We start from the raw sequence: 15,408 nt of genomic DNA, 5'->3' as shown, positions 1-15,408 counted from the left end.
TGGGAGTTCCCAGCCGGCCTCTCAGGGTCCGCTCAGTCGTTTCATACGGCATTCACAGGCTTGCTCCATAGAAACGTGGAATGCAACGTCGCATCCGGCTGAAGCCGGCATGGGTAATCGCGGGTGTCGTCGTAGTCGTTGTTGCAGTCGGGGGCGGGGCTTGGGCCGTCACCACCGGGTCGAGCGCCAGCAGCAAACCCACATATCTCACTGCGAAGGTGGCCAAAACCACCGTCTCGGACACGGTCCAGGCGACCGGTACGGCCCAGGCCTCGCAGACCGTCGCGCTGTCCTTCGGCGGGTCTTCGAGCTCCAGCGGCGGCTCGTCCGGTGGCGGTGCCTCGGGCGGTTCCAGCGGCGGTACGTCGGGGGCCAGCGGCTCCAGCGGCGGCTCGTCCGGCGGGGTGTCGGCGTCCAGCGGTGCGGCGAAGGTGACGGCGGTGTCCGTCGCGGTGGGCGACACCGTCTCGGTCGGCGAGCAGCTCGCGACCGTCGACGCGACCAGCCAGCAGGCGCAGCTGACGCTCGCCAAGGCACAGCTCGCGCAGGCCCAGGCTGGTACGAGTACGAACTCGACCGGCCAGAGTGCCAGCGGTGGCTCATCCGGCGGGGGCGGCGGTGGCGGCGGTCGTACGAGCACCACCAAACCGACCGGCGGCAAGCCGACGACGAAGCCGACCCCCAAGCCGTCCAGCAGCCCGAGCGCGCACCCGACGCCGAGCCCCACCGCCACCCCCACTGCCCGTCCGGCGATGAACACCGACTCGTACACAGTGGTCGATGTCGACACCACCGACGCCCAGCAGATCGCGATCCAGCAGGCCCAACAGGCCGTCGACCAGGCGCAGGCCGCGGTCGACGCGGCCACCCTAAAAGCGCCCTTCAGCGGCGTGGTGACCGCGGTCAACGTCAGTGTCGGCGTCCCGCCGCCCAGCTCCGACGCGGTGTCTGTACGTACCAGCACGATGACCGTGCAGGCGTCGGTGCCGGAGGCGGACGTCAGCCACATCTCGGCCGGCCAGTCCGCGAGCGTCACCTTCCCGGCACTGGGCAGCGGCTCGACCCCGTCGACCGTGGTGTCCCGGCCGGTCGAGGCGAACACCAGCAGCGGTACGTCGTCGGTGGTCACCTTCCCGATCTCGCTTAGCCTCTCTTCGCTGCCGTCCGGCCTGCTGCCCGGGATGTCCGCGGACGTAAACGTCACGGTCACCTCGCACGCCAACGTGCTCGCGGTGCCGACCTCGGCGATTGGCGGCACCGACGACGCGCCGACCGTGCAGCTCATGGGCGGCGACGGCCAGCCGGTCACCACGCCGGTGGAGATCGGCCTGACCACCAGCCAGTTCACCGAGGTCGTGGTCGGTCTCACGGTCGGCCAGACGGTGGTCACCGGCGTGGTCAACCCGCAGCAGTCGACCGGTACGACCACCGGCGGGACTGGTGGCGGACGTACCGGCTTCGGCGGTGGCGCCGGCCTCGGTGGTGGCGGCGGGGGCTTCGGCACCGGCGGCACCGGCGGGCGTCGTACGGGCGGCACCGGTGGCAACTGATCCGTACCAGGCCGGCTACCAGCCGGTCGACCTTCAGGCCACGTACGAATACCCGGAAATGACCGCGCCCCCGGCGCCGGTGCTGCAGGCGATCCAGCTGACCCGTGACTACCAGGTGGGCGACGAGATCGTCCGAGCCGTCCGCGAGATCGACCTCGCCGTGCACCGTGGCGAGTCGGTCGCGGTGATGGGCGCGTCCGGCTCCGGCAAGTCAACGCTGCTGCACCTGCTCGGCTTGCTCGACCGGCCGACCGGCGGGCGGCTGCTGGTCGACGGCGTGGACACCGTCTCGCTGACCGACGACCAGCTGGCGGGCCTGCGCAACCGGGCCATCGGGTTCGTCTTCCAGAGCTTCAACCTGGTGGCGGGGGAGTCGGCGCTGGAGAACGTCGCCGCGCCTTTGGTCTATGCGCGCGTACGCCGGGCCGAGCGCCTGGAGCGGGCGACCGCGGCTCTGCTGGAGGTGGGCCTCGCCGATCGGTTGAAGCACGACCCGTCGCGGCTGTCCGGTGGCCAGCGTCAGCGGGTCGCGATCGCTCGCGCCCTGGTCACCCGGCCGCAGCTGCTGCTCGCGGACGAGCCGACCGGCAACCTGGACACCACCGCCGGAGCGTCGATCCTTCAGTTGCTCGCCCAGCTGCACGCGGACGGCATGACACTGGTGATGATCACCCACGACCCGGGGGTGGCCGCGATGGCCAGCCGGGTGCTGCAGCTCACCGACGGCCAGTTCACCGACCCGGCGCTCGCTGCGGGGTGGATGTGAGCCTCTTCGAAGCGCTCCGGCTTGCACTGCGCAGGCTGAGCGTCAACAAGCTCCGGACCGCGCTGACCGCGTTGGGCGTCATCATCGGCGTCGCCGCGGTGGTCGCGCTGCTCGGCGTCGGCGACGGCGCCCGTACGCAGCTCACCCAGGGCGTCGCCAGCCTCGGCACCAACCTCGTCTCGGTCCAGGCCGGGGCCGCCACCACCGGCGGCGTCCGCGGCGCGGCCGGTACGGCGACCACGCTGACCACCGACGACGCGACCGCGATCGGCGGGTTGCCGGGCGTGTCCGCTTTCGCTCCGGAGGTCTCGACCAACGCGCTGGTCGTACGTGGCCAGTCGAACACCACCACGACCGTCACCGGCACCACCGCCGCGGAGTCGCAGGTACGCGGCTACACGCTGCAGGTCGGCACGTTCATGAGCTCGCTGGAGTACGACCGCAAACTGCCGGTGGCGGTTCTCGGGCCGACAACGGTGACGGACCTTGGTCTGACACCGGCGTCAGCGGTCGGCTCCAGCGTCAAAATCAACGGCATCCCGTTCACGGTCATCGGGGTCACCCAGCCCAAGGGCGGCGGCGGCATCAACCCGGACGACTACGTGCTCGTACCGCTGACCACCGCCGCCGACCGGCTGGTCGCCGGCGGGACGCTACGCTCGGTGTCCCTGTCGGTGTCCGACCCGTCGGTGACCACCTTCGTCAGCGCCGAGATCACCGCGCTGCTGCGCCAGCGGCACGGCATCGCCGGCACCGCGCAGGACGACTTCAGCATCGTCAGCCAGGACCAGCTGCTCGCGGTCGCCGACCAGCAGGCGTCCATCATCAGCAACTTCCTGATCGGCATCGCCGCCATCGCGCTGCTGATCGGCGGGATCGGCATCGCCAACACCATGTTGGTGGCCGTCCGCGAGCGGACCCGGGAGATCGGCACTCGCAAGGCCATCGGCGCCCGCCAGCGCGACCTGCGGCTGCAGTTCCTGGTGGAGGCGGTGCTGGTCACCATCGGCGGTGCGATCGTCGGGGCCGTCATCGGCGCGATCGCCACCAGCCTGGTCGGCCGCGCGATCAACGTGTCCGCGCACGCCAGCCTCACCGGCGTCGGGATCGCCGTCGCGGCCGCCGTCGTGGTGGGCATCCTGGCCGGCTACTGGCCGGCCCGGCAGGCCGCCCGGCTCGACCCGGTCGAGGCCCTCCGGCACGAATGACCTCGTCACAACAAGGAGAGAAAAGACCATGTCCCAGCCACCCGTGAACCCACCCACGCCGACCGGTCCGCTCGGCGGCCAGCCCGTACCTCCGCCACCTGCCGCCGCGCCGCAGCCCGGCCCGTATGCCGTCGCGCCGGCGCAGCCCGGCATCGTGGGCAGCACGGTGGGCGGCCCGAAGCCGGCTGGCGGCGCCCGCAAGCCGCTGATCATCACGGCCGCGGTCGTCCTCGCCGTGGTGCTCTTCGGCGGCGGTTTCGCGAGTGGTCGGTTCACCGCGCCGACCGGCTTGCAGCGCGGCCAGTTCCGCGGCGGGGAGGGCTTCCCGAACGGCGGCGGCACGCGCGGGGGCGGCGGTGCTGGTGGCGGGCAGGGCGCGGGACAGGGCGGTGGCGGCCAGGGTTTTGGCGGCGGCCGGAACGTGGCCCTCACCGGCACCGTCACCTCGGTGTCCGGCAACACCGTGGTGATCACCACCCGGGCCGGCAACGTGACCGTCACGCTCGCCGCTGGCGGCAAGGTCTACACGTCCACGCCCGGTGCGATCACCAATCTCAAACCCGGCGACAACATCTCGGTCGCCAGCCAGCCCGGCAGCACCGGCACCTCGCGTACGGCTTCGCAGATCACCGTTCTCCCGGCCCCCAACGGCAACTAACTGCCCGCTGTGGTTGTCCGCATGGCGCCGTGCGTGTGTCCAACGCACGCACGGCGCCTATGCGGACAATCCCGCGTACGCAAAGCTGGGCGCCCGCCTCGACAGTGGCGTACGGGGTGGGTGATGATCGGGCGATGCCGATGGGTGTGTCGACTGGGGTGACGGGCGCGTGACGCGGGTGCGGCGGGGTTTCTGGCTGGGACTGGCGATCGCCGTCCTCAAGCCGGCCATCTTGGTGATGACCAGGCACGAATGGCGCGGGCAGGAGCTGATCCCGCCGGACGGCGCGGTGGTGGTCACCAACCACATCTCCAAGATCGACCCGCTGGTGCTCGGGCACTTCATCGTGGACCTGCCCCGGAACCCGCGTTTCCTGGCCAAGGACACGCTGTTCCACAAACCGTTCATCGGGATGGTTTTTCGCGGCGCGCACCAGATTCCGGTCCACCGCAACAGTGCCGACGCGGCCAAGGCGCTGGCCGCCGCGGTCGACGCGGTGGCCGACGGCAGCCTGGTCCTGATGCACCCCGAGGGCACTTGTACGAAGGATCCCGACCTCTGGCCGATGAAAGGCAAGACTGGCGCGGCCCGGCTCGCGCTGCTGTCCGGCGCGCCGATGATCCCGGTCGTGCAGTGGGGCGCGCAACGCATCCACCACCCGGTCACCGGCAAGTTCCGGCCGCGGTGGCGTACGCCGGTCACCGTTGTCGTCGGTGAGCCGATCGACCTCAGCGAATACGCCGATCGCCCGGTGACCGTCGAGCTGCTGGACGAGCTCACCGAGAAGACCATGCTCCGGCTGCGCGAGATGCTGGCCGAGATCCGTGGCGTACCGGCGCCGACCGGTCCGCTGTTCACCCTGCCCAAGGCCGGCCGGAAGCGGGAAGCCACTTCATGACGACGCACAGCGCGGTGCTCGGAGCCGGCTCGTGGGGTACGACGTTCGCCAAGATCCTCGCCGAGGCCGGCAACCACGTGACGTTGTGGGCTCGCCGGCCGGAGGTGGCGGACGCGATCAACGCCTCGCACCGGAACGAGGAATACCTGCCCGGCATCGGGTTGCCGGCCACCCTGACCGCGACCACGGACGCCCAGGAGGCGATCACCGGCGCTGACCTGGTGGTGCTCGCGATCCCGTCCCAGACGCTGCGCGGGCAGCTGGAGGGATGGCGTGCGGCAATCGACGCCGAGGCGACCCTGGTGAGCCTGATGAAGGGCATCGAGCTCGGCACCACCATGCGGATGAGCGAGGTGATCGTCGAGGTCACCGGGGTGTCGCAAGACCGGGTCGCGGTCGTCTCGGGCCCGAACCTGGCCCACGAGCTGGCCGACCGGCAACCAGCCGCGACCGTCATCGCCTGCACCGACAGCGGCCGGGCGAAGCGGCTGCAGCGTACGACGACGACTCCTTATTTCCGCCCGTACACGAATGTCGACGTGCTTGGCTGCGAGCTCGGTGGCGCGGTGAAGAACGTGATCGCGCTGGCTTGCGGGATGGCCGAGGGGATGGGTTTCGGCGACAACACCAAGGCGTCGCTGATGACCCGCGGACTCGCCGAGACCGCTCGGCTCGGGCAGGCGCTGGGCGCCGATCCGCAGACCTTCGCCGGCCTGGCCGGGCTCGGTGACCTGGTGGCCACCTGCTCCTCGCCGCTGTCCCGCAACCACTCCTTCGGCGTACGGCTGGGCCAGGGCGCCAGCCTCGCCGAGGCGACCGCGGCCACCAGGACCGCGGAGGGCGTGAAGAGCTGCCGGTCGATCCTGGACCTGGCGATCAAGGCGGGCGTCGACATGCCGTTGACCGAACAGGTCGTCCGGGTCTGTCACGCCAGCGTGCTGCCGGCGGTCGCGGTGAAGCAGTTGATGGGCCGCGAGACCAAATCGGAGACGGCGTGATCTCGGTCGATGGCACCGCGCCGGACAGCACCTGGGGTGACGGCACTCGGGTGGTCACCGGTGGCGCGTCGCCGGCTGAGCCGGGCCAGCCGCTGATCCCCAGCCCGGTCTTCGCGGCGCCCTTCCACCTCGGTGACCAGCCGGTGGGTACGGCCGACGGCTACGCCCGGATCAGCCATCCGTCGATCCGTGCGTACGAGCGGGCGCTGGCCGGCCTGGACGGTGGCCCGGTGGTCGCCTTCCCCACCGGGATGGCGGCGATTTCGGCCCTGTTGCTGGATTTCCTGCGTCCGGGCGAGGTGCTCGTGCTGCCCAGTGACGGGTATTACACGACCCGTACCCTCGCCGCCAACCACCTGGCGCCCCGCGGTGTCGAGGTCCGTGAGGTGCCCACCGCCGGCGACTATCTGAGCGCGCTGGCCGGTGCTGCGCTGGTGCTGCTGGAGACGCCTTCGAACCCCGGCCTGGACGTGTGCGACATCGCCGAGATCGCCGCCGCCGCGCACCGCGAAGGCGCGCTGGTGGCGGTTGACAACACCACCGCCACCCCGCTCGGGCAGCTGCCGCTGGCGCTGGGCGCGGACTTCGCGGTCTACAGCGACACCAAGGCCATCGCCGGGCACTCCGACCTGCTGCTGGGCCACGTCGCCTGCGCGACCCAGGACCTCGCCGACCGGCTCTCGCTCTGGCGCCGGCTCGCCGGCGCGATGCCCGGCCCCTTCGAGGTCTGGCTCGCGCACCGCTCACTAGGCACCCTCGACCTGCGGCTGGGCCGACAGGCGCAGAACGCGCTCGCCCTGATCCCGGTACTGTCCGAGACCCCGGGGGTGACCGGCCTGCGCTATCCCGGCTGGCCGGCGGACCCCGCGTACGAGCTGGCCAGCCGCCAGATGCGCCGGCACGGCGGCGTCCTGTCCTTCGCCCTCCCCTCGGCCGCCGCGGTCGCCCGCTTCGTCGCCGCCTCCCACCTGGTCGCCGCCGCCACCTCCTTCGGCGGCCTGCACTCCACCGCCGACCGCCGCGCCCAATGGGGTCCCGGCGACGCCGTCCCCGAGGGCTTCGTCCGCTTCTCCGCCGGCTGCGAAGACCCAGCAGACCTCATCGCTGACGTAACAGCGGCCCTGGAACACGCGCTCACCTGATCTCGCCCCGAAGTCACCCTCCGGGACGCTCGGTGTTGATCTTGGTTAGTTGGCCCGTACATAACGGGCATCAGTCCGGAATGTCTTTTTCGTACCGACCAACTAAACAAGATCAACAACGCAAACCACCGATAGTGACCGGTCAGACCCGGTCCGCGCCGATAGCGACGCCGACGATCATGCAGGTCTCGGTGCCATGGTTGCGCCAGGCGTGCCGGGTGCCGTTCTGGACGACCACGTCACCGGCCCGCAACACCGTCCGCTCGCCGTCGTCGAGTTCCAGGGTGACCTCGCCGGAGACAATCAGGACGTAGTCGAGGCTGTCCGTGGTGTGCATCCCTGGCGCGTCGGGCTCCATGGCGGCCATCGCGCCCGGCATTTGCCGCTCCAGTTCGGCCAAAGCCGCGGCCGTGTCGACATTCGTCGGCGGGACCAGCTCGCCGGGCGGGATCGTGTTGATCATGAAACGCGATCCGTCTCGGGGCGGGTAGTATGCCTCGGCGCGGTGTGGCGAGCCGTCGTCCGGGAGCGTGGGTCGCTCATCGCGGCCCCACAGCCGGTAGGCCGCACAGTCGGGCATCAGCCCGGAAGTGATCGGCTCGACATCGCGGTCGTCGACGACGCGGGCCTTGCCTTGGAAGTCGTGGCCAGTGACCACTCGGCGAACCTTCATGTGCTCCATCCCTACCTCCTTAATACTGCACAGTATGGATACGCCACCGTATCCTGCAGTCGTCGAACTGGTCAATACGGTGGCGTATCCTGCTGGCCATGGTGAACGAGTCGACCCGGCTGTCCGCCCAGGACTGGGCGCGGGCCGCGCTGAAGGCGATGGCGGACGGCGGGTTGGCCGCGGTCGCGGTCGAACCACTGGCGCGGACGCTCGGCGTGACCAAGGGAAGTTTCTACGCGCACTACCGGAGCCGGGACGAGCTGATCGCGGCGGCTCTCGCGGAGTGGGTACGAAGTCACGGCGACGACGGACTTGTCGAATTCACCGCGATCGCCGATCCGGCGCGGCGGCTGCGCGAGCTCCTCGTCACTGTCGTGCACGCCGCTCGGCCGCTGGCGCCCTCGGTGCACCTGAGCCTGCTCGGCGACCGCAATGATCCTCGGGTCAGGGACGCGGTGGGTCAGGTGAACCAGGCTCGGCTGCGGGTCCTGACCAGCACCTACCGCGAACTCGGCCTGCCACCGGACCGCGCCGCGTCTCGGGCACGGGTCGCTTACGCGGCCATCCTCGGGCTGTCGCAGCTGGCCCAAACCGATCCAGCGGCCCCACGATCGGACGTGCTCGCCGACGAGGCGGTCGCGGTCTTCTTGTCGCCGTGACAGGCACCGCACGTCGTTACAATCGGATTCCGATTGTGCGCGCCGTGGTGATGTCGTAGGCCGTCATCGCCGCGGCGAGTTGTCGAGCGTCCGCTGGTTTTGTCGCGTCGTAGCCGGTGAGCGTACGAATGCGGCCGAGCCGGTAGGTGAGGGTGTTCCGGTGGATGTTGAGCGCTACAGCGGCCGCGCCGCGGTTGTAGCCGGTGGTGATGAAGGACCGCAGAGCCTCGATGAGATGCGGATGTTCCCGCAATGGCGCCAAAATATCGGCGAGGCTGGTGCGGGCCGGGCTCGGCTGGGCGAGTTGGTATTCGATGGCGAGGTCGGCCAACCAGTAGACGCCCGGTCCGCGGTGCAGATTTTCGGCCAGCGTAAGAATTTCGGTGGCCTCCTGGTGGGCGGCCGGGATACCGGAGTGGTCCGGCGCGGCCGCGGCGCCGGCCGTGCAGGATGACCGCGCGGCCTGGTCGATCCGGCCGAGCAGTTGGCCGACCCGGGCTGCCGGGCCGGGGACCAGCAGCACTCCGCCGTCTCGTTCGAAGGTTGCGAGAACGTCGTGCTCTGCGTCGAGTTTGCTTTGGACCGTACGGAAAAGCTCGGTGGCCGCTCGGCTGCCCGCCGCCGCCTCGACGCCCGGGAGGTGGAACACGACGACGTGATAGCGGTCCGCGAGCTTGCGTCCCGATCGCTCGGCGGCGCGGTGCGCGGGACGGCCGGCGAGCAGCGTACCGGCCAGGTTCTGCCGGCTTTCGCGCTGTTCCCAGTCGATCGCCTCGCGTTCGCGCAAATACGCGGCGGCGACCCTGGGCATCACGATGGTGAGGAAATCCAGGATCCTGGCGCCGAGATCAGGCAGATCCAGGCCGTCCTGCCGGATCGCGAAAGTCCACGCGTCGCGAGCCCCGAGCGGATAGATCTGCAGGACCGCGTCCAGCGGCAGGCCGTCCCTGGCCCGCTCGGCGCCCCATGCGACCGGGAGCGCCAGCTCTTCCTCAGTAGGTGCCCGTTTCGCAGCGAGGGTGCTGAAAAACAGCTCCAACACCGCGCGGGCGTTGGCGACCAGGTCTCCCTCCAGGACGCTCTGGGGGAGCAGTTGGTACGCCGGGATCTCGGTCGCGCAGTGCGCGATCATCTCGGTCGCGATCTCATCGATCAGCGGCCACAGCACGTCCGCCGCATTGGGTGGCTCCCACTCCATCCCGCATTGTCGCCATGCACAAACCCAGAAGGCAAGTCCTCGGTACGTTTAAAAGCCGGTCGCGATAGTCGCGACCGGCTGTGACGAAGGTGCGGGCGATCAGCCCGGCGAGCCCAGGACGCAGACCGCGATCGGCGTCGCGTTTGCCGGGTCGAGCGCGTTGTCGATCAGGTGCCAGACATTCAGGTCGTACGCCTCGCCGATGTGCCCGACCGGGTCGAAGGGGCAGAAATCCTGGACGTACCAGTTGGTGACCCCGGGCTCGCGGACGAAGGAATTCTCCGTCGGCGTCACGAGCTCGTCGGTACGAGACGTGAGGATCGTGTATTTCACGCCTGGCTGGGCGACCGGTCCGTCGTTGAGCGCCACGACGGCCGATCCGCCGGTCAGCTCGTCGGCGAACACCGGCATTCCCAGCGTTTTCACGATCTGGTCGAATTCGGCTTTGCCGCCGGGCAGGATTTTCTCCGCCAACGTCAGCAAACCCGAGGCGGTGGCGCCCTTGGTCGGCGGCGCGAGCGCGACCACCCGGTTGATGTGGCTGGAGATGCCCTCCATCTTGGTCACGTAAAGGGACTGCAGCCCGCCCTCGGAATGGCCGACGATGTCGACCTTCGCGGCACCGGTGTTGGCCCGTACCTGCTCGATGTAGTTCTTGATTTCCACCGCCGACTGGGCGATCGGCGCCAGCCCGCCGACCAATGGGAATTGCGGATAAGCGCCGTACGTCAAGGAAAACGTGCAGTAGCCCTTGCTGGCGAGATCGGCCTGGAAGAAGTTCAGATCTTCGTAGTAGGTGGCGAAAGTCCCGTGCAGCAACACGACCGGGTCCGGATGGGCAGCGCTTGGCCGGCACGAGAAGTCGTTGTTCCCACCGGTCGCTGCCTGCGCCGGCGCCGCCGCGGCGACCGCGCCGACGCCCAGCGCGAGGGCCACCGTCAGTGCCAGCCCCGCTCGTACGAACCACCGTTTCATGCTTCCTCCAGGGCCGGGACGTGCGCGGTTTAAGCACAGGATGCTCCCTTTGTGACCTGCGGCACTACTGGCAGTAGGCGCAGAAAACCGCGGCCGGGGTTTGTGCACGGTGACAGTCCGAGCAGTGGGCGGGGTCGAGTAGCCGACAGGCCGGCGGGGGCCGCCGGGTAGGGTCGCAGCGATGAGCGATGGACCGGTGGGTGGGCAGCGAAAGATCCGGGTCGCGGTGATCTTCGGGGGCCGCAGCACCGAGCACGGTGTGTCGGCCCTGAGCGCCTCCAGTGTGCTCGCGGCACTGGCCGGCAGCGACGAGATCGAGGTCGTACCGGTCGGCATCACCCGCCGCGGCCAGTGGATGCTCACCAGCGGCGACCCGAAGGAACTGGCCCAGAGCGGCCGGGAGATGCCCGAGGTGTTGACCGGCACCGAGGTCGTGTTGCCCGCCGACGCGCAGACTCGCGGGCTGCTCGCCGTACGCCCGGAAGAGGGCGTCGCGGCGCTGTCCGACGTGGACGTGGTCTTCCCGGTGCTGCACGGCGCTTATGGCGAGGACGGCACGATCCAGGGGCTGCTGGAGATGGCCGACATCCCGTACGTCGGGGCCGGTGTGCTCGCGTCCGCGGTCGCCATGGACAAGGAGTATGCGAAGAAGCTGCTCGCCGCCGAGGGGCTGCCCAGCGGCCCGTACGCGGTGCTGCGGCCGCACGAGAAGACGCTGAGTGAGAGCGAGCGGGAGCGGCTCGGCCTGTCGGCCTTCGTGAAGCCGGCCCGCGGTGGTTCCAGCATCGGCATCAGCCGGATCACCGACTGGTCCGAGCTGGAGACGGCGATCGCGACCGCTCGCGCGGTCGACCCGAAGGTCCTGGTGGAGGCCGCGATCATCGGCCGGGAGATCGAATGTGGCGTGCTGGAGGGCGAGGACGGCGGGCCGCCGGAGGCCAGCCTGCCGTCCGAGATCCGGGTGGTGGGGTCGCGGCAGGGTTGGTACGACTTCGACACCAAGTATCTGGACGACGCGACCGAGTTCGACATCCCGCCGAACCTGCCGGCCGATCTGATCGCGGAGATTCGCGAGACGGCGTGCCGGGCGTTCACCGCGCTGGACGGCGCCGGGCTCGCGCGGGTCGACTTCTTCCTCACTTCCGAGAACGAGCTGATCGTCAACGAGATCAACACACTGCCCGGCTTCACGCCGATCTCGCAGTTCCCGAAGATGTGGGAAGCCACCGGCCTCCCGTATCCGGCGCTGGTCGCCCGCCTGGTCCGTACGGCCCTTCGCCGCGGCACCGGCCTGCGCTGACCGGCTGAATCAGACCGAGTCGCGGACCATGCCTTCGAGGCGGTTCTGGGCGGCCTGGTAGTCGGGATGGTCGCGCATGGCGGCGGCGAGCCGTACGTGCCCCAGGGCTTCCGGATAGCGGCCCTGGCGCTCCAACGTACGACCAAGGACGAAGCGGGCCCAGTGGTCGGCGGGAGCGACCTCGACGAGCTGGCGGAGGGTCTCCTCGGCGCGGTTGAGCTGCGCGGAGTGGAAGTACGCCTGCGCGAGGGTGGTCAGCACCTGCGCGTTGGACGGGTGTTCGGCAGCCACCGGCTCGAGGATGCGGGCGGCCTCGGCGGGCTGGCCGGCGGTCCGGAAGAGCTCGGCGCGCGCGTAGACCTCGGCGGCGCTGTCGCTGCCGTTCCCGTTGGCGAAGGGCGCCTGGTGGGTCATGAGTCCTCCCTCGCTTGAAGTCCCGCTCACCAAGATCGACGCCCGGAGGGATCCGGGCGTCGATCGGCGAAGCTGACGTGGCGTATGGGTGAACAGTGAGTCTGCCGCCGGAATTCCGGTCGCGCTAGCGGCTCGGCGACGGATGTGGTGAAGCGCTGGCGGGGACGGTACGCGCGATCGGTGTCGACAGGGTGGCGATCGGGTCGGAGGGGTTGCCCTTGGCGGCCGGCACGGTGATCTCGATAGGGACCTCCCGGTCGACGCTGGTGAAGACGACGGTGCTGCCGACGGCGTGGCCGTACCAAGTCACCCCGTTGATCGCCAGCAGCTGCGCGTCGGGTGGGTACGTGACGGGCGCGACTCCGCAGCGCATGACGACCGGCGGATCACCCCAAGCGACCACTCGCTCCGGCGCCGTGGTCACCGCACGGGAGTGCTGGCCGTTGAGGGTGATCGGCAACGCGCCGATCGCTTTGCCGCAGACCGCGGTCGAGGCGGCCGACGCGCTCGGCGGCGCGGTGACCGGCACCGGACCAGAGGCAGCGGGGCTCGGGCTCGCCGCCGGCGACGGGACCGACGCCGAGCGGAAGGCGAAGAAGGCGAGTCCCGCCACCACGGCTACCGGCAGAGCGACGAAGGCCGCCGTACGGGCCGCGCCGCGGCGAGTGGGGGCAGGGGTGGACGGGGAAGGCACGCAAGCAAGAAAACCAGGTGCTAGAGATGCACCACCGAGCAGGTCAGGGTCCGCGTGATGCCCGGCACGTTCTGTACTCGACTCACTACCAAACTGCCCAGCTCGTCGACGGTCTCGGCCTCGGTGAGGACGATGACGTCGTACGGGCCGGTGACCGAGTCCACCTTCGACACGCCGCCGATATCGGCGATCGTGGCGGCGACGTCGCGGGCCTTGCCCACCTCGGTCTGGATCAGGATGTACGCCTGGACCACCGGGACGCTCCTTGTCGTCGACTCCGCTTCCAACGATCGGACGCTACCGTATGCGCGTTGTCCGGTGATCGGATGCAGGCACTTCGGCGGCCGGGAGGGTCAGTGTCGGTGGGGGAGCTCGGCGAGTTTGGCTTGATTGCGGGGATTTTGGCCAGGTTGCCACAGGGGGCGAGCAGCCTGTTAGGGCCCGGTGACGATGCCGCTGTGGTGCGCGCCACTGACGGCCGGGTGGTCGTCAGCACCGACCTGATGCTGGAGGGCCGGCACTTTCGCCGCGACTGGTCGTCCGGCCGGGACGTGGGCCACAAGCTGGCCGCGGCCAATCTGGCCGACATCGTCGCGATGGGCGCGACCCCGACCGCGCTGGTGGTGGGGCTCGCGTGCCCAGCGGACACCGCGGTGGACTGGGTGAACGACTTCGCCGACGGGCTGCGCGAGGAGTGCGCCCTGGTGGGCGCTTCGGTGGTCGGCGGGGACGTCTCGCGGGCGGATGTGATCATGCTCTCGGCGACCGCTTTGGGCGACCTCGCCGGGGTGCCGCCGGTGACCAGGGCCGGCGCACGGGCCGGCGACGCCGTCGCGGTCGCTGGCAGGTTGGGGCACGCGGCGGCCGGCATAACGGTGCTTACCCGTGGATTCCGGTCGCCTCGAATGTTGGTGGAGGCCCATCGTCGGCCGCAGCCGCCGTACGCCGCCGGGCCGCAGGCCGCCGCGGTGGGGGCGACCGCGATGTGTGACGTGAGTGATGGCCTGCTCGCCGACGCCAGCCACCTGGCGGATGCTTCCGGGGTGTCGATCGACCTGCGTTCGGGCGCCTTCCCGGTGCCCGAACCCATGGCGAACGCGGCGAACGCGCTGGGGCACGACGCCCTGCGCTGGATCCTGACCGGCGGCGACGACCACGCGCTGCTGGCCACCTTCGCGCCGGCGGTGCCGCTGCCAGCGGGCTGGATCCGGGTCGGAGAGGTCCTGGAAGCCGGCGAGGACGGGCCTGCCGTGACCGTCGACGGCGGCCCGTACGACGGCCCCCAAGGTCACGACCACTTCGCCCGATGACGCTCGCGCACATCCGCGTCGAGGCGGTGGCGTACGACGACGTGGTCGCCGCTGGACTGCGGGCCGAGTTGATGGCGGACCTCAGCTGCCGCTACGGGGACCAGGACGGTGATGCCACCGCCGTACGCTCAGCGGAGTTCACGCCGCCCCTGGGCGTCTTCCTGGTCGGCTGGCTGGCCAACCGTCCGGTGGGGTGCGCTGGCTGGCGTACGGTTGGCGAGAACGCTGAGCTCAAGCGGATGTGGGTGCGTCCCGAAGCGCGCGGCAAGGGCCTCGCGAGGACCCTGCTCGCGGCCGTCGAGGAGTCCGCTCGGCAAGCCGGCCGGGCAAGGATGATCCTGGAGACCGGACTGGCCCAGCCGGAAGCCATCGCGCTGTACGAAAGTGCCGGCTACCAGCGGATCCCGGACTTCGGCCACTACGCCAACGAACCAGCCGTCCGCTCGTACGGCCGCAGCCTCTAAGCCCAGACGGGCTCGTACCGAGGGCCGAGCGCCGGACAGCCAATAAGGAACGCGTCCAGAGGCCCCTGATTCGTGCCGTGAGCGGCATTGACGATCGCGGCCCGCAAAATACTGCGGAAAGAAATACGAAGTGCCGTTGGTGACGACCCACGATCGCGGGCCGCTGTCCGCGGGCCCGTCGATCGACTTCAGAAAACTCCGGAAACCGGAGTGTTAGCCGCGGGAGACCTTGCCGGCCTTCAGGCACGAAGAGCAGACATTCAGCTTCTTGGTGGTGCCGCCGCCAGCGGGGGTCCGCACCGACTGGATGTTCGGGTTCCAGCGCCGGTGGGTCCGACGGTGGGAGTGCGAGACCGACATGCCGAAGCCCGGCCCCTTGCCACAAACGTCGCACACGCTAGCCACTTTGCAACTCCAGAACATTAGGTTCGAGCTCAGACGATAAGAAGGCCCGCGTCACAACTCGCCGCAGGCAACCGGTCAAGCCTAACCGGCCGTACG

Annotated in this window: 19 protein-coding genes; 11 read left to right on the top strand and 8 right to left on the bottom strand. The window is 70.0% G+C overall.

The annotated features are described in order from the left end of the window. Nucleotides 1-52: 52 nt before the first annotated feature. The gene (locus ABD301_RS17395; protein ID WP_344311304.1) at nucleotides 53-463 is read right to left on the bottom strand and encodes a hypothetical protein; all 411 of its coding nucleotides are present in this window, start codon (nucleotides 461-463) and stop codon (nucleotides 53-55) included. Here ABD301_RS17395 and ABD301_RS17390 point away from each other — a divergent pair. From ABD301_RS17390 to ABD301_RS17360, 7 genes are all read left to right on the top strand, one after another. Continuing rightward, nucleotides 441-1,550, top strand: coding sequence for an efflux RND transporter periplasmic adaptor subunit (locus ABD301_RS17390; RefSeq protein ID WP_344311303.1), 1,110 nt, complete (start codon nucleotides 441-443; stop codon nucleotides 1,548-1,550). The two genes, ABD301_RS17395 and ABD301_RS17390, sit on opposite strands and share 23 nt — an antisense overlap. Further along, nucleotides 1,540-2,316 carry an ABC transporter ATP-binding protein gene (locus ABD301_RS17385; protein ID WP_344311302.1) on the top strand — a complete coding sequence of 259 codons (777 nt, stop codon included), beginning with the start codon at nucleotides 1,540-1,542 and terminating at the stop codon, nucleotides 2,314-2,316. Before ABD301_RS17390 ends, ABD301_RS17385 begins: the two co-directional genes overlap by 11 nt. After that, entirely contained in the window at nucleotides 2,313-3,524 is a 1,212-nt protein-coding gene (locus ABD301_RS17380) for an ABC transporter permease (RefSeq protein WP_344311301.1), read from the top strand. Before ABD301_RS17385 ends, ABD301_RS17380 begins: the two co-directional genes overlap by 4 nt. Before the next feature lie 28 nt (nucleotides 3,525-3,552). Further along, complete coding sequence (locus tag ABD301_RS17375; RefSeq protein ID WP_344311300.1) at nucleotides 3,553-4,182, top strand: hypothetical protein; 630 nt, start codon at nucleotides 3,553-3,555, stop codon at nucleotides 4,180-4,182. Between the two features lie 169 nt (nucleotides 4,183-4,351). Continuing rightward, nucleotides 4,352-5,080, top strand: a complete 729-nt coding sequence (locus ABD301_RS17370) for a lysophospholipid acyltransferase family protein (protein WP_344311299.1) — start codon at nucleotides 4,352-4,354, stop codon at nucleotides 5,078-5,080. Next, on the top strand, nucleotides 5,077-6,078 hold the full coding sequence (locus ABD301_RS17365) for an NAD(P)H-dependent glycerol-3-phosphate dehydrogenase (protein ID WP_344311298.1): 1,002 nt from the start codon (nucleotides 5,077-5,079) through the stop codon (nucleotides 6,076-6,078). Before ABD301_RS17370 ends, ABD301_RS17365 begins: the two co-directional genes overlap by 4 nt. Further along, complete coding sequence (locus ABD301_RS17360; RefSeq protein WP_344311297.1) at nucleotides 6,075-7,220, top strand: cystathionine gamma-lyase; 1,146 nt, start codon at nucleotides 6,075-6,077, stop codon at nucleotides 7,218-7,220. The genes ABD301_RS17365 and ABD301_RS17360 overlap by 4 nt, the downstream gene beginning before the upstream one ends. Before the next feature lie 142 nt (nucleotides 7,221-7,362). Here ABD301_RS17360 and ABD301_RS17355 read toward each other — a convergent pair whose 3' ends face one another. Next, the gene (locus tag ABD301_RS17355) at nucleotides 7,363-7,902 is read right to left on the bottom strand and encodes a cupin domain-containing protein (RefSeq protein WP_344311296.1); all 540 of its coding nucleotides are present in this window, start codon (nucleotides 7,900-7,902) and stop codon (nucleotides 7,363-7,365) included. Nucleotides 7,903-7,991: 89 nt separating this feature from the next. Here ABD301_RS17355 and ABD301_RS17350 point away from each other — a divergent pair, with 89 nt between their 5' ends. Then, entirely contained in the window at nucleotides 7,992-8,552 is a 561-nt protein-coding gene (locus tag ABD301_RS17350) for a TetR/AcrR family transcriptional regulator (protein ID WP_344311295.1), read from the top strand. 16 nt (nucleotides 8,553-8,568) lie between these two features. Here ABD301_RS17350 and ABD301_RS17345 read toward each other — a convergent pair whose 3' ends face one another. Both ABD301_RS17345 and ABD301_RS17340 read right to left on the bottom strand, forming a co-directional pair. Further along, nucleotides 8,569-9,750: a PucR family transcriptional regulator gene (locus ABD301_RS17345; protein ID WP_344311294.1), complete on the bottom strand. Its 1,182-nt coding sequence runs from the start codon at nucleotides 9,748-9,750 to the stop codon at nucleotides 8,569-8,571. A 99-nt stretch (nucleotides 9,751-9,849) separates the two neighbouring features. Beyond that, nucleotides 9,850-10,725 (bottom strand): esterase/lipase family protein, encoded by an 876-nt coding sequence (locus tag ABD301_RS17340; protein WP_344311293.1) that lies wholly within the window; start codon nucleotides 10,723-10,725, stop codon nucleotides 9,850-9,852. A 196-nt stretch (nucleotides 10,726-10,921) separates the two neighbouring features. Here ABD301_RS17340 and ABD301_RS17335 point away from each other — a divergent pair, with 196 nt between their 5' ends. Further along, complete coding sequence (locus tag ABD301_RS17335; protein WP_344311332.1) at nucleotides 10,922-12,025, top strand: D-alanine--D-alanine ligase family protein; 1,104 nt, start codon at nucleotides 10,922-10,924, stop codon at nucleotides 12,023-12,025. Nucleotides 12,026-12,034: 9 nt separating this feature from the next. Here the strand turns inward: ABD301_RS17335 and ABD301_RS17330 are convergent, their stop codons facing one another. The 3 genes from ABD301_RS17330 to ABD301_RS17320 form a co-directional block, all read right to left on the bottom strand. Beyond that, nucleotides 12,035-12,439, bottom strand: coding sequence for a tetratricopeptide repeat protein (locus tag ABD301_RS17330; protein WP_163569081.1), 405 nt, complete (start codon nucleotides 12,437-12,439; stop codon nucleotides 12,035-12,037). Nucleotides 12,440-12,563: 124 nt separating this feature from the next. Beyond that, nucleotides 12,564-13,133: a DUF3515 domain-containing protein gene (locus ABD301_RS17325; RefSeq protein WP_344311291.1), complete on the bottom strand. Its 570-nt coding sequence runs from the start codon at nucleotides 13,131-13,133 to the stop codon at nucleotides 12,564-12,566. 20 nt (nucleotides 13,134-13,153) lie between these two features. Next, nucleotides 13,154-13,387, bottom strand: coding sequence for an Lrp/AsnC ligand binding domain-containing protein (locus ABD301_RS17320; RefSeq protein ID WP_344311290.1), 234 nt, complete (start codon nucleotides 13,385-13,387; stop codon nucleotides 13,154-13,156). Nucleotides 13,388-13,459: 72 nt separating this feature from the next. On the opposite strand from ABD301_RS17320, the gene ABD301_RS17315 reads away from it, so the two are divergent. After that, a complete protein-coding gene (locus ABD301_RS17315; RefSeq protein WP_344311331.1) occupies nucleotides 13,460-14,443 on the top strand; it encodes a thiamine-phosphate kinase in 984 nt (327 codons plus the stop codon). Next, nucleotides 14,440-14,907 carry a GNAT family N-acetyltransferase gene (locus tag ABD301_RS17310; protein WP_344311289.1) on the top strand — a complete coding sequence of 156 codons (468 nt, stop codon included), beginning with the start codon at nucleotides 14,440-14,442 and terminating at the stop codon, nucleotides 14,905-14,907. The genes ABD301_RS17315 and ABD301_RS17310 overlap by 4 nt, the downstream gene beginning before the upstream one ends. A 213-nt stretch (nucleotides 14,908-15,120) precedes the next feature. Here ABD301_RS17310 and rpmB read toward each other — a convergent pair whose 3' ends face one another. Continuing rightward, nucleotides 15,121-15,312 (bottom strand): 50S ribosomal protein L28, encoded by a 192-nt coding sequence (rpmB, locus tag ABD301_RS17305; protein WP_163569078.1) that lies wholly within the window; start codon nucleotides 15,310-15,312, stop codon nucleotides 15,121-15,123. Nucleotides 15,313-15,408: the final 96 nt, after the last annotated feature.

The organism is Fodinicola feengrottensis (genome assembly GCF_039530045.1).
Taxonomy (GTDB): Bacteria; Actinomycetota; Actinomycetes; order Mycobacteriales; family HKI-0501; genus Fodinicola; species Fodinicola feengrottensis.
Note: the sequence above shows the minus strand (reverse complement) of the source record. Positions and strands in the feature narration are given on the sequence as shown.